The organism is Desulfosporosinus burensis (genome assembly GCF_054657535.1).
Genome location: NZ_BAAHYN010000001.1, coordinates 356,511 through 369,771, shown reverse-complemented (window position 1 = coordinate 369,771; position 13,261 = coordinate 356,511). Strand labels below are relative to the sequence as shown.

Here is a 13,261-nt window from a genome sequence, read left to right as displayed (position 1 = left end):
TGCAGAGTTTTATAAAGATTTTAATCCAAAGAAGATCGAGTACGAGAAGCACGTTCATGAATCCATTCACGTAAATTCTCAAGATTGGGAACGGTAATATTTTTTTTCTCAATTATGATGATTTTGATGTCTTTTAATTCTCCTAAAATGCGACTAACTGACTCACGAGCTAGGCTGCACATACCGGCAAGCTCTGTCGCGGAGAGGGGAATAGTAATTAAGGTTCCGCTTGGGGACGCTTTTCCGTGCACATGCGCTAAAGCAAAAAGCTTAGCCCCCAGGCGCAAACGCGCATCGCCAAGAGATAGATTCCGAATTTGTCGATAGGTACGACGCAAATCCAAAGCAAGTTCTCGATAGAACACCCAGAGTACTGAAGGATTATTTTCTATGAAACGAGTTAATGTTTGTCGATCAATTGCCAAAACGTCAGTCTCTTCGATGCAGAGCGCGGCATGTGGATAAGGTTTTCCATCTAGGATAACTTCAGGAAAGAAAGTTGGGGTACTAAGGATGCGAATAATTTTTTCTGAAAACTCACCCATTAAGTACAAGCGAATTCTACCAGTAACCAGAAAAAAAATCGTATTTCCTTCATCGCCTGCAAAGTATAGATACTGTTTAGGCGCATAGTGACGAATTCGACCGTGGGCTAAGCAAAAACTTATAAGTTCGGATGGCATATTACCCGAAACGAGTTTATGTTCGATAAGTTCTCGAACTTGCTGTTCTTTGGACACGTAACCCCCCCCGTTCATAGACTCATAAGTAATCCAGCTAAGAATTGCTTATTCGTGACAAGGGTATTATAACACGTGTTATACGGCAAGATTAAATTCAATCAGCTCTAAGAAAGCGATTTTTTCTCAGAATCAAAGCATAGGTATTTTAGATAAGGAAATGATAATCTTAGTTTCGAAAATGAACTTGACACGAAAGGTGGTTATCTATGGGTGCCCACAAGAAGGTTTCACGACCAAAATCACCGGTTACTGTAAGAGATCCTCATTTCCAAGAGTTTGACACGCATAAAGCACGAAATATTCAAAAACCACTTCCTCGTAAAAATCCCTAAAAAAAGAGTGTGCTCAAAAGCACACTCTTTTTCTTCCCGGAATAGAATTCTTACATCTTACCATCCAGTATTTCTATGGTCAAATTCGAAGGTTAGTATGCTCGATTAGAATTTTTATTGAGACAGGGCACCTCTACGAAACGGTCCTTATATTCTTTGACAATGCATTACAGTTGCATTATATAATATATTAATTATTCTCATATTGACTTATTGTGACCTCAGTGCTAGTCTTAGTAAGTGAGAAGAATAAGATTATTATAGTTTGTGCAAAAAGTTACGTTCAAAATAGTAAGGGTGAAAATGCTCTTACTTGCATATGTGAAACAAATCTTATTTCTTTTCTTTTTGACCAGTGATTCTGCTGGAAATTTTAACTTACTTGTGTCTGGCCAGAGTCTATAATATTCGTTCTGGAAAATAATTCCTTCTCACGTGGTTTTGGGGGGTGTTATGGGAAAAAATAGCAGGGTTACAAGTATTTAATTAGGTCAGCTTATCGTTCTTAGGCACAGGCGAACTTTTAACGGCTGTTAGAAGCCACATTCTTAAAGAGTAATATTGTTGCAGTAAGGGGGAAACAGTGTGAATATTGTCGTTTTCATCAAACAAACATTTGATACTGAGGCTAAAATCGTACTAGATGCTAACGGTAAAATCGATGCCAATGGGGTAAATTTGATTATTAACCCTTACGATGAATTTGCCATTGAGGAAGGAATTAGACTTAAAGAAAAGTTCGGTGGCGAAGTAACCGTAGTAACTATGGGTGGCGCCCGTGCCCAAGAAGCTGTTCGCACCGCATTAGCGATGGGAATAGATAAAGGCGTATTAGTTAGCGACCCTGCTTTAGATAATACTGATGAATGTGCTAAAGCTGAAATCCTCGCTAAAGCGATCGCCCAAATCCCATATGACGTCATCTTGGTAGGACGTATCGCGATCGATGATGGCGCTAGTCAAATTGCTGTTCGTTTAGCAGAAGCCTTAAAGATACCTTCAGTCAGCAGTGTTCTAAAACTTGAAATTGCTGGAACTCAAGTGACTGCAACCCGCGAAATAGACGGTGGAACTGAGCTAATTGAAGTTTGCTTACCAGTCGTAATTACTGCTCAAAAAGGCCTAAATGAACCTCGTTATCCTTCTGTTGCAGGGATTATGAAAGCCAAGAAAAAACCTTTAAAAACTATGACCCTTGCTGACCTTGGAATTAACGCTGGAGATTTGTGTTTGAAAATGAATATTGATAAATACAGTTTACCTAGTGCTCGCCAAGGTGGACGAAAACTTGCCGGTGATGCTGCACAAGCTGCAAATGAATTAGCACGACTCTTGCGTGAAGAAGCTAAGGTTCTGTAAAGGGAGGAATTAACATGGCTAAAGGAATTTGGATTATAGTCGAACAACGCAACATGCAAATCCGTAAAGTTTCATTAGAATTACTCAGTCAAGGACGTAAAATTGCGGATGAAACAGGCGAAGCTTTAGTCGCCGTAATTCTCGGACAAGGTATTGATGGACTTGCTCAGACTGTTGCTGAATGTGGAGCAGACAAGGTTATCCTTGTTGATGATGCAAAGTTAGCAGAATATACTACTGGTGCTTATACCTCTGTTCTTAACAAACTGATTAGTAAGCATGAACCTCAGGCAGTCTTAATGGGTAACACTGCTGTTGGAAAGGATCTTGCTCCTCGTCTTGCTCAACGTTTAGGTGTTGGCTTAGCCTCAGATTGCACTGGAATGGAAACTGATGCAACTAACTTCTTGACCTTTAAACGCCCTATTTATGCTGGTAAAGCTTTTGCCCATCTTTCGTCAGCAGTACGACCAATTCTCGCAACCATCCGCCCTAATACCTTCACTGCCACAGCACCTGAAGCTGGACGTCAGGCTGAAATCGTTAAAGAAGCAGCAGAAATTGACGCTTCTGACTTAGTTGCCATTCTTAAGGAAGTTGCTATCGCAGCTTCTAAGCGTCCTGAGCTTACAGAGGCAAATGTTATTGTATCTGGTGGACGTGGAATGAAAGGCCCTGAGAATTATGGCATACTCGAAGATCTTGCCGATGTTGTCGGAGCTGCTGTTGGAGCATCACGCGCTGCAGTAGATTCCGGGTGGAAAGAACATAAGTTCCAAGTTGGACAAACAGGAAAAACTGTTGCTCCAACACTCTATATTGCTTGTGGGATTTCGGGAGCAATCCAACACTTGGCAGGGATGGGATCCTCAAAATTCATTGTAGCCGTTAACAAAGACCCCGAAGCTAACATTTTTAATGTGGCTGATTACGGTATTGTCGGAGACCTTTTTGAAGTTGTTCCCTTATTGACAGCAGAGTTTAAGAAACTTGTTAATGAATAAAGGAAATTCAGCGAAGCGCCTTTCTAAGGCGCTTCGTTAATAAAAGTAAGGAGAGGGAAGAATGGCAACACGTCAAGTGTATTGGAATGTTGAAGGAGAGCATTGGCTTTATTTGTTTTTTATCGTTGCACTCATAATCTTTGGCTACGGTGTCTATAAACGACTCCAGCTTTGGAAATTAGGCCAACCCGAGAATCGATGGAAGGATATCGGAGCAGGAGTTAAGGACGTTTTAGTCTATACCTTTGCTCACAAACGAATATTTAAAGATCCCTATCCAGGCTTAATGCATGCGACCATTTTCTTCGGCTTTTTATTTCTAGCCTTTGCTACCGCCATTATAACCCTCCAAGCAGACTTTGCCTTAATGATTTTTAACGGTTGGCTTTATCTTTTCATTAAAGTAACTGCTAACTTGTTTGGGCTCTTGGCTGTGATTGGAATCCTTATCGCAGCTTACCGTCGCTACATCGAGAGACCAGATCGCTTAGACAATAAAGCTGACGATGCTATAACCCTCGCGTTACTCTTCGCGATTTTAGTCACGGGTTTTGTCATTCAAGGAGCACGTATTGCCGTATTACCAGATCCTTGGGCAGGATATGCCTTTGTTGGACAGTGGATGGCCATTCCCCTCAAAGCAATGTTCAATGAAGCCCAACTCTTGTCCTTACACGTATTTCTGTGGTGGTTCCATCTCGCCCTTGCGATGGCTTTCATAGCTTATTTCCCATACTCCAAGCTTTTCCACGTCTTGCTTGGACCGCTCAACCAGTTCTTCCGCAAACGTGGACCGATTGGTATCCCAGATCCTATCGATTTTGAAGATGAGAGTTTAGAAACCTTTGGAAAAAGTCAGTTGCGAGAATTTTCTTGGAAAACGTTATTTAACACAGATGCCTGTTTACGGTGCGGTCGGTGTCAAGATAACTGTCCTGCCTACTTGAGTGGAAAGCACTTAAATCCTAAAGGGATTATTCAGGATATGCGTGTTCTTATGGAGGAAACCGGAGAGGCTCTTTTACCTCTGAAAAAGGTAGCTGTAGCAGGTGCAGTAGAGGGGCAGGAAGCCGCTGCGGCTAGCGATGCGGATGAGTCCGAAGAGTGGACTGGTAGGGCTCTGATTGGCGAAGTGATTCCTGAAGAAGACCTATGGGCCTGTACGACCTGTCGCTCTTGCGAACAACAATGTCCTGTTTTTGTGGAACATGTCGATAAGACCATCGATATGCGCCGTAATCTCGTTCTGATGGAAACACGCTTCCCATCAGAGGCTCAATTGGCATTCAAAAACATGGAGAATAATGGTAACCCTTGGGGTATTGGCTGGAGTACTCGGGCCGATTTCCTCACAGGTCTCGGTGTAAAAACCTATGAAGAGGACCCTGAAGTAGAATATTTATATTGGCCTGGTTGCTCCGGAGCTTTTGATGCTCGTAATCAAAAAGTATCCGCTGCCCTTGTAAAATTACTTCAAGCTGCAGGTGTTCGTTTTGCAATTCTAGGCAATGAAGAAAAATGTTGCGGTGACTCTGCTCGTAAACTAGGTAATGAGTATTTATTCTATTCCTTAGCCACCGAAAATATCGAAGTGATGAAAGGCTATGGGGTCAAAAAAATCATTACTCAATGTCCACATTGCTACAATTTCTTGAAAAACGAATACCCTCAATTGGGCGGAGACTTCGAAGTCATTCACCATACTGTATTCCTCTTAGATCTCGTTAAATCAGGCAAGCTAAAGCTCTCAAAAGGAGACAATAAATCGGTCACCTATCATGATTCTTGTTATTTAGGCCGCTACAACGAGATTTACGAACAACCTCGTGAATTGCTTAAAGCAGTTGGCTTAGAAATCAAGGAGATGAAACACACCGGTGAAAAGAGTTTCTGCTGCGGTGCTGGTGGTGGAAGAATGTGGCTTGAAGAACATGAAGGACAACGGATTAATGAGATGCGCACAGATGAAGCAATCGCTGTGAAAACTGATTATGTCGGTACTGCCTGTCCGTTCTGTCTCACCATGATCGTCGATGGAATTGCTGCTCGTGAAGCTGGCGAACAGCTCAAGGCCTTAGATATTGCTGAAATTTTAGAAAAATCGCTGTGATATAAGACAAACGCTGTAAATGACTAGAGAAAGACCCACTGATCCTTGATCAGTGGGTCTTTCTTATGCGCCTCGCTGGGCTGTCTTAGGGTGAAGATCCGAAATTTATTTTTAAAAATAAGGAACTAAAACCTGATCATCTGAATAAAAATGGTTTGCAGACGCTTTAATGTGAAAGGAGAATTCAACATGTCCAGTGCACATATCAAAAAGATGTTTCCCGGAGCAGTTACTTCTCAAGGATTCTACTCATACTATCAATACATGATTCAACAAAATGCAAATCATATTTTCGTAATAAAAGGGGGACCGGGAGTCGGTAAATCATCCTTTATGAAGAAAATTGGCCAAACTATGCTAGAACAAGGTTACGACCTTGAATACCACTGTTGCTCCTCTGATAACGGCTCAATCGACGGGATTGTCATTCCCCAACTTAACATTGCCCTCTTAGATGGAACTGCCCCCCATGTTGTCGATCCTAAAAACCCAGGTGCTGTCGATGAAATCATTAACCTTGGGGATTATTGGAATGAAGAAATGTTGAAACAGTCTAGAGAGGAAATCAAAAACTGCAATCTAAAAGTATCAAGCTATTTTCAAAGAGCCTACTTTGCCTTAAAAGAAGCCAAGATTGCCTTAGATGAGTGGAAGTATTATATATCGTCTTACCAGAATTGGAATCAAATTAATCTGCTGACTTTAAAAATAGAGCGAGAGATGTTTAAAATAACGCCCAAAAATGCTGGAAATCAACGACATCTGTTTGCCTGGGCCCACACGCCGCAAGGGAAAACTGAGTATATAGACACCTTAGTTAAGGGTACGGAAACGCTCTACACCTTAATTGGTCAGCCAGGAACAGGTAAGTCTACATTCCTGGCTAGAATTGCCGAACGGGCCATAACCTTTGGCTTAGATGTTGAATACTATCATAATACCCTTAATCCTGAGCAACTCGATTTGATCATTCTTCCGGATCTTCGAATTGCTTTGGTGATTAACTCAGAGCCCTATGCCTACACTTCAAATTATAGTGGTAATATTATTACGTTAGATTTTGAGCAGAGCCTAAATGGTGATCAGTTTATGAAGGAGTGTGGAGAGGAGATAACGGATTGTCGAATCCGAGTAAACCAACATATAGCACGAGCCTTAGGTCATTCTAAAAAAGCCAAAGCAACCCATGATTTACTAGAAACTTATTATGTGCCTGCTATGAACTTTTTGGGAATTGAAGAGAAGTATAAATCTGTCCTTGAAAGAATTTTAGCCTACCAAGATGAACCAGCAATTGCAGTTCACAAAGAGAGTTCCAAACCGCAAGATCTCACCTGATGGTGACTAGACGAAAAGCACCTTTAAAAACTTGCAAAGCAGATGCCTTGCAAGTTTTTCTGAATTTAGGGTACTATAAATCTATTAAAACTAAATTCTTGTGTATCTAAACATTTTATCAGCAGGAATTTGTTTATTTGCACAGAATAGTGATAATATAAGCATTGTTTAATGCACGAACCGGATTTAAAGGCCGGATTATATGAGGAGGTCAACAAATGAGTTTAAAGGTAGCAATTAATGGTTTCGGTAGAATTGGTCGACTTACACTACGGGCAGCACTAAAACAATCTGTTCCTTTTGAAGTGGTAGCTATTAATGATTTAGGAAGCCCAGATTTACTAGCACATTTGTTCAAGTACGATTCAGTTCATGGAATTCTTCCGAATTCGGTTGAAATCGATGGAAGGACCATGATTATTGATGGTAAACGCATTGAGATTTTAGCAGAGAGAAATCCCCAAGATTTACCTTGGAGTAAACTTGGCGTAGATATCGTCATCGAGTCAACCGGACGTTTTACAAAACGTGACGCTGCTGCTCAACATCTTACGGCTGGAGCCAAAAAGGTTATTATATCTGCACCAGCAAAGAATGAAGATATCACAATCGTGTTAGGGGTCAATGAAGATAAATATGATGCCCAGAAGCACCATATTATTTCTAATGCATCCTGTACTACGAACTGCCTCGCTCCTGTAGCCAAAGTCTTACTTGACAAGTTTGGAATTGAACAAGGGATGATGACTACCACTCACTCAGTCACCAATGACCAACGCATTTTAGACCTTGAACATTCAGATTGGCGTAGATCCAGAGCTGCATACCAATCCATGATACCAACAACCACTGGTGCAGCCAAAGCAGTTACTCTTGTTCTACCTGAATTAGAAGGTAAAATGAATGGCTTAGCCGTTCGAGTTCCAACGCCTAATGTCTCTTTAGTTGACTTTGTGGCAAACTTGACTAAACCTACAACCAAAGAAGAAGTCAATGCTGCTTTACGTCAAGCTGCTGAGGGTCCTTTAAAAGGAATCTTGGAATTTTGCGAATTACCGCTAGTCTCCATTGATTTTAACGGTAATCCGGCCAGTTCAATCGTCGATGGCTTATCGACGATGATGATGGGGGATCGCATGGTTAAGGTCTTAGCTTGGTATGATAATGAGAGTGGCTACTCTAACCGCATTGTGGATCTAGTGAAGCTCATTGTAAATAAAGGCTTGTAGGCTTGGAGGTAATGCACCATGAGGAGAACTAAAATCGTCTGTACCATCGGTCCGGCAAGTGAATCTCGGGAAAAGGTTCAAGCTCTTCTAACTGCAGGGATGGATGTAGCTCGTCTGAATTTTTCACATGGAACCCACGAAGAACATGGTCGTAGGATCAAGATTTTGAGAGAGGAAGCTGCTAGGATCGGGAAGCATCTGGGCATTCTTCTCGATACTAAAGGGCCGGAAGTACGGACTGGTAAAGTTCCTGAGGGGGGTATTACTCTTGAAAATGGATCTGAATTCTTATTGGATACAGATCTGAGTCTAGGTGACCAGCAACGTGTTGGAATTACTTATACTGATTTATGGAGAAAAATCAACCCAGGTACTCATATTCTGATTGATGATGGACAAATCGATTTAGAAGTCACCTCGATTGATCATAAAATCATTCGCACAACGGTTCGAAATGGTGGAATTCTTAAGTCTCAAAAAGGGGTTAATGCGCCAGGCGCGCTGATTGATCTACCTGCAGTAACGGAAAGAGATATTGAAGACATACGCTTTGGAATCTCCCAAGGGATAGACTTTATTGCAGCGTCTTTTACACGTAGAGCAATCAATATTTTGGATGTGCGCAGGGTTGTTGAGGAAATGGAAGCTAATGTGCACATCATTGCCAAGATTGAAAGTCAAGAAGGGATCAACAATCTGGATACGATTCTTGAAGTCGCGGATGGTCTCATGGTTGCCCGCGGAGACCTGGGGGTTGAGATACGGGTTGAAGAAGTTCCGATCAGACAGAAGGAAATGATCCGTAAGTGTAATTTACTAGGTAAACCCGTTATTGTCGCAACCCAGATGTTAGATTCGATGATTCGTCAGCCGAGACCCACTAGGGCTGAGGCTAGTGATGTTGCTAATGCAATTCTAGATGGAACTGATGCCATTATGTTATCCGGTGAAACTGCAGCAGGGCTTTTCCCAGTGGAAGCAGTTCAGATGATGGATAAGATAGCTCAGAGAACCGAACAGATCTGTTCAGACCGACAAGCTATTCGACAACCCCAAATTAATGTCGCTGAGGCCATTAGTTTTGCCAGTTATACGATTGCCAATGACCTCCAAGCCGCTGCAATTCTGACCCCAACCCACTCAGGCTTGACTGCGCGAATGATTTCTAAGTACCGCCCCAGCGCTTTAATTGTTGCCGCGACGCCCTTTGAAACAACCGCCAGGCAGCTATCCCTGCAATGGGGTGTTCAACCTCTTATTGTCCCACAAAGCACAGGAACGGACGAAATGTTGTCTGTAGCTGTCAATACATCCCTCAACAAGAAGATCATTAATGCGGGGGATGTGGTAGTCATTACAGCCGGCGTTCCGATTGGTAAAGTAGGCTCCACAAATATGATCAAAGTACAGATCATGGGCAATATTTTGGCTAAAGGGACAGGTATTGGACGTAAGTCCTATTCCGGTATCGCACGCAAAGTGCGGAATCCAGAGCGAGACGATTTTAATGATGGAGATATTCTAATTGCAGAAACTACTGATGCAAGGTTTGTTCCACTCATTGCTCGAGCTGGAGCCTTGGTCGTTGTTGAGGGTGGTTTGACATCACACGCTGCTATTGCAGCGTTACAATATGGAATTCCGGCAATTGTAGGAGCTTTTGACGCTTTTTCTAAGGTTATCGATGGTCAGACTTTGACGGTCGACTCCTTATCCGGAATGATGTATGAAGGCTCGATTAGTATTCTATAAAATAATAGTGAGAGGAGGGAATTCGTGAGTTCTGAAAGGCAGGATGAGATTCATTTCTTACTTCAAGAACATGGAAATTTAACCGTTACAGAATTAGCACAGCGGTTAAAAGTATCTGAAATGACCATTCGTCGAGATCTCAAGAACCTTGCTGCGTTGGGTTTAATTCAACGCCAACACGGACGAGCGATTTATCCTCCGATTACCCCAATGGATACTTTGTTGATGATGAGCATGGGAGAGGCTGAGCGAGAAAAGGCTAGAATAGGTCAATTAGCTGCAACCTTGATTAATGAAGGAGATTCCATTATTCTGGACGCTGGGACGACGACTCTAGCCGTTGCCCAGGCTATACACACAAAATGTACTGTAATCACCAATTCTCTACCAATTGCTAGTGTTCTAGGTAATCGAGAAGAGATTACAGTCCTTATGACAGGCGGAGAAGTTCGCACAAATACCTTCGCTCTGGTCGGTCCTATGACCCGAGCGGTTTTAGAGGGCTTCAATGCTGATAAACTGTTTTTAGGAGCAACCGGCGTAAATGTCGCACGAGGGTTATCGACGGCGAACATGTTAGAATCTGAAGTCAAACAAACGATGCTTAAAGTAGCAAAAGACGTTATTCTTGTTGCCCATAGTGCCAAGATAGGGCAAGTTCGTTATCATACCTTTGCCCATTGGGACAGTGTTCATACACTCGTAACAGACTCTGGACTATCGACATCGGACAAGGAAGAGCTTACTCTTTTAGGTGTTAATGTTTTACTTGCCTAATAGTTGTGTCTAAACCGATAATTCTATCAGCTACACTTTTCAGCTAAGCTGACATCGAGACTTCTGACACATAAGTAACCCTATAACCCTTACTTAGGATGTAGAGGTCTGGAAATCAGATACACTAAAACGCGTATAGCCGACCACGGTCGACTATACGCGTTTATCTATGCAGAATTAGAGTTGTAGTTTAGCTATTATTTAGATAGATTTAAAGTATGCTACTATTTAGGTAGATTTAAAGTGTCCTTAGTATGTCTTTTAAAGCCTTGGAGTTCGTGATCAAAATTTCCGGTATTAGTCATTTGATTGTCAATAGTATCTTTATCGATAGTACTATGGGCACGGTCATTAAAAACCTCTATTAAACCCGCTCCTTCTAATTCGTTCGCAATTTCGAAGAGAGAGTCTCGTTTGAAACGAGGTAATTGATTGACAAACCGATTAATCTTAACAGGGGGAACAAGATTGCGGAATTTTACTCCTCCATACTTCAAAATACGTTCAGGCAAAAGGATCTCCTCCTTTTAATAATAATCATCAGACTACTAATCTAATGATATTATTTGCCTAATAGTCTAAACAAATACATCTTCTTTGGCTGGTGACAAAACTGACTACTGTACGGGAGAATCCTCTGTAAATTTAACATTACTTAAGGTATCTTTAACTTGATCACGAATAAATGATAAATATTCCTGTCGCAATGCTTCCTGCTCGGCGCGTTCCCACTCTTCTAAACTAGTGGCGCGCTTCTTTTTTGATAGTTCGTTGATACGCTCAATAATTATATTGATAGGTGAAGTACTCAATTAAGAATCTCCTTTCATCTTACCATAGTAAAGGTTATCATTTTTTGCATTATAACATGCTTCGAAAATAATTCAAATAATTCCTATACTAAGCCAAGAGTGCTATAATATGCCAAAATACTATTTGCTTTATATAAGATACCTAGGAGGATTTTTAAATGGGATTGCTTTCCAAAACACACTTAAGAGTTCGTTATGCTGAAACTGATCAAATGGGGATTGTCTATCATTCAAATTACCTTATTTGGTTTGAGGTTGGAAGAACAGAATTGTTCCGGGAATTAAATCTACCTTATACTAAGTTTGAGGAACAGGGTATAGGATTAGCTGTCGTAGAAGCCAGTTGCCGCTATCGAAAACCAACACGCTATGACGATGAGTTGATTATTGTTACTGAGATAGAACAGATGACTTCTAGAAGAGTAACATTTTCTTATCGAGTTTTCCATGAAGAAACTTTGATGGCAGAAGGAAAGACGGTCCATGTATTTATTAACAAGGCAGGTCGCGCTACAGATGTACGTAACTATGGAATATGGAAAAGTTTAGAAAACGTGCTGGAAAACCAAGCAAGGATCTGCCAAAACTGATTGCATTACTCTTTGTGGTATGTTATCATGTATACAAAGTACAAAGAGAGAAGGGATTCTATGTATTTAGTTACGTGGATTGAAGGAGAAGAAGTTAATTACAGGGTCGTACAGAACCAAGAACTTCCAACCTTGATGGCTTCTCTTGGACAACATGCAATTATCCAAAAATTATTAGCGTAGAAAAAACGTATACTTATATAAAGAGAATTTAATGATGATCAAGTATGCCCATCAATATTGATGGGCATTTATTTTTTGTCTAACTTCATGCAGGATAATTCTTGTTGACCGAGAATACTTATACATTACAGAATTTAGGAGTTTTATTGAGAAGGAGGTTTTTTATGTCCTTCAAAGTGATAGTAGACAGCTCGTCGGATATCCCCTTCAACATGGCAGTCTCTGCAGGGATCGTTACTGTACCAATGCCCGTAACTATTGATGGCAAGACCTTTCTGGAAGGGGTTAACCTTTTCAACAAAGAGTTTTATGCGCAATTTGACGAGTTTAAGGAATTACCTAAAACATCCCAGCCAAATCCTAACAACCTATTGGAAGAATATGAAAAGGCCTTATCCGCTGGATACGAAGTGGTCGCTATTCATCTTTCATCAGGCTTGAGTGCAACTGTTTCGACGGCTCATATGGTACGCAAAATGACGTCTGCTCCTGAGCGAGTGCATATTATCGATAGCCTGGGTGCATCATTTGGGTATGGATTGCTTGCTTTATTTGCCCAAAAAACTCTATCTTCCGTAACTTCCTGGGAGGAAGCGGAAGAAAAAATACTTGCATTCCGCCAAAAAATGCGTTATGTTTTTACCCTAGACGTGCTAGACTACCTCGTTAAAGGGGGAAGAGTCAGCAGAACGGCTGGGTTTATAGGTGGATTGCTTGATGTCAAGCCCGTTTTGCATTTTACCCCAGATGGCAAGATAGAACCTTATGCTAAAGTCCGTACTCGTCGTGCCGCAATTAAAAAATTAGTCGAAGTTATGGAACATGAAATCACGTTCCCCGAACAGCAAGTGATTGGAATATCACATTCAACATGTTATGAAGATGCTCAGATCTTAGCCAATGAAATCCATCAGCACTTCAAAGTAAAGGATGTCATAATCAGTGAAGTGGGCTGTGTCGTTGGAAGCCACACGGGTCCAGGTACACTGGCACTTTTTTATCAACGTTAAAACACAGAATAGGAGAGAAACT

13 protein-coding genes are annotated in these 13,261 nt (G+C 41.4%); 10 read left to right on the top strand and 3 right to left on the bottom strand.

The genetic code is table 11. The features are described from left to right. Positions 1 to 20 precede the first annotated feature (20 nt). Entirely contained in the window at positions 21 to 683 is a 663-nt protein-coding gene (locus ACYQ3Q_RS02060) for a Crp/Fnr family transcriptional regulator (RefSeq protein ID WP_459927187.1), read from the bottom strand. Positions 684 to 1,660: 977 nt separating this feature from the next. Between ACYQ3Q_RS02060 and ACYQ3Q_RS02055 the strand changes: the two genes are divergently transcribed. The 7 genes from ACYQ3Q_RS02055 (at position 1,661) to ACYQ3Q_RS02025 (ending at position 10,644) form a co-directional block, all read left to right on the top strand. Further along, positions 1,661 to 2,434, top strand: coding sequence for an electron transfer flavoprotein subunit beta/FixA family protein (locus tag ACYQ3Q_RS02055; RefSeq protein ID WP_459927003.1), 774 nt, complete (start codon positions 1,661 to 1,663; stop codon positions 2,432 to 2,434). Positions 2,435 to 2,448: 14 nt separating this feature from the next. Continuing rightward, entirely contained in the window at positions 2,449 to 3,438 is a 990-nt protein-coding gene (locus ACYQ3Q_RS02050; protein WP_459927002.1) for an electron transfer flavoprotein subunit alpha/FixB family protein, read from the top strand. A gap of 61 nt (positions 3,439 to 3,499) precedes the next feature. Further along, a complete protein-coding gene (locus ACYQ3Q_RS02045) occupies positions 3,500 to 5,548 on the top strand; it encodes a heterodisulfide reductase-related iron-sulfur binding cluster (RefSeq protein ID WP_459927001.1) in 2,049 nt (682 codons plus the stop codon). 189 nt (positions 5,549 to 5,737) lie between these two features. Next, positions 5,738 to 6,886 carry a PRK06851 family protein gene (locus ACYQ3Q_RS02040; RefSeq protein ID WP_459927000.1) on the top strand — a complete coding sequence of 383 codons (1,149 nt, stop codon included), beginning with the start codon at positions 5,738 to 5,740 and terminating at the stop codon, positions 6,884 to 6,886. 218 nt (positions 6,887 to 7,104) lie between these two features. Continuing rightward, positions 7,105 to 8,115 (top strand): type I glyceraldehyde-3-phosphate dehydrogenase, encoded by a 1,011-nt coding sequence (gene gap / locus ACYQ3Q_RS02035; RefSeq protein WP_034142226.1) that lies wholly within the window; start codon positions 7,105 to 7,107, stop codon positions 8,113 to 8,115. An 18-nt stretch (positions 8,116 to 8,133) separates the two neighbouring features. Beyond that, positions 8,134 to 9,867 (top strand): pyruvate kinase, encoded by a 1,734-nt coding sequence (pyk, locus tag ACYQ3Q_RS02030; RefSeq protein ID WP_459926999.1) that lies wholly within the window; start codon positions 8,134 to 8,136, stop codon positions 9,865 to 9,867. A gap of 24 nt (positions 9,868 to 9,891) precedes the next feature. Then, positions 9,892 to 10,644, top strand: a complete 753-nt coding sequence (locus ACYQ3Q_RS02025) for a DeoR/GlpR family DNA-binding transcription regulator (protein ID WP_459926998.1) — start codon at positions 9,892 to 9,894, stop codon at positions 10,642 to 10,644. A 224-nt stretch (positions 10,645 to 10,868) separates the two neighbouring features. Here the strand turns inward: ACYQ3Q_RS02025 and ACYQ3Q_RS02020 are convergent, their stop codons facing one another. Together ACYQ3Q_RS02020 and ACYQ3Q_RS02015 are read right to left on the bottom strand one after the other, a co-directional pair. Continuing rightward, a complete protein-coding gene (locus tag ACYQ3Q_RS02020) occupies positions 10,869 to 11,156 on the bottom strand; it encodes a hypothetical protein (protein ID WP_034142229.1) in 288 nt (95 codons plus the stop codon). Positions 11,157 to 11,261: 105 nt separating this feature from the next. Beyond that, positions 11,262 to 11,456: a DUF896 domain-containing protein gene (locus ACYQ3Q_RS02015; protein WP_459926997.1), complete on the bottom strand. Its 195-nt coding sequence runs from the start codon at positions 11,454 to 11,456 to the stop codon at positions 11,262 to 11,264. Positions 11,457 to 11,614: 158 nt separating this feature from the next. Here ACYQ3Q_RS02015 and ACYQ3Q_RS02010 point away from each other — a divergent pair, with 158 nt between their 5' ends. The 3 genes from ACYQ3Q_RS02010 (at position 11,615) to ACYQ3Q_RS02000 (ending at position 13,239) form a co-directional block, all read left to right on the top strand. Next, positions 11,615 to 12,046, top strand: coding sequence for an acyl-CoA thioesterase (locus tag ACYQ3Q_RS02010; RefSeq protein WP_459926996.1), 432 nt, complete (start codon positions 11,615 to 11,617; stop codon positions 12,044 to 12,046). 60 nt (positions 12,047 to 12,106) lie between these two features. Continuing rightward, positions 12,107 to 12,229: a hypothetical protein gene (locus tag ACYQ3Q_RS02005; protein ID WP_459926995.1), complete on the top strand. Its 123-nt coding sequence runs from the start codon at positions 12,107 to 12,109 to the stop codon at positions 12,227 to 12,229. 164 nt (positions 12,230 to 12,393) lie between these two features. Then, positions 12,394 to 13,239 carry a DegV family protein gene (locus ACYQ3Q_RS02000; protein ID WP_459926994.1) on the top strand — a complete coding sequence of 282 codons (846 nt, stop codon included), beginning with the start codon at positions 12,394 to 12,396 and terminating at the stop codon, positions 13,237 to 13,239. Positions 13,240 to 13,261: the final 22 nt, after the last annotated feature.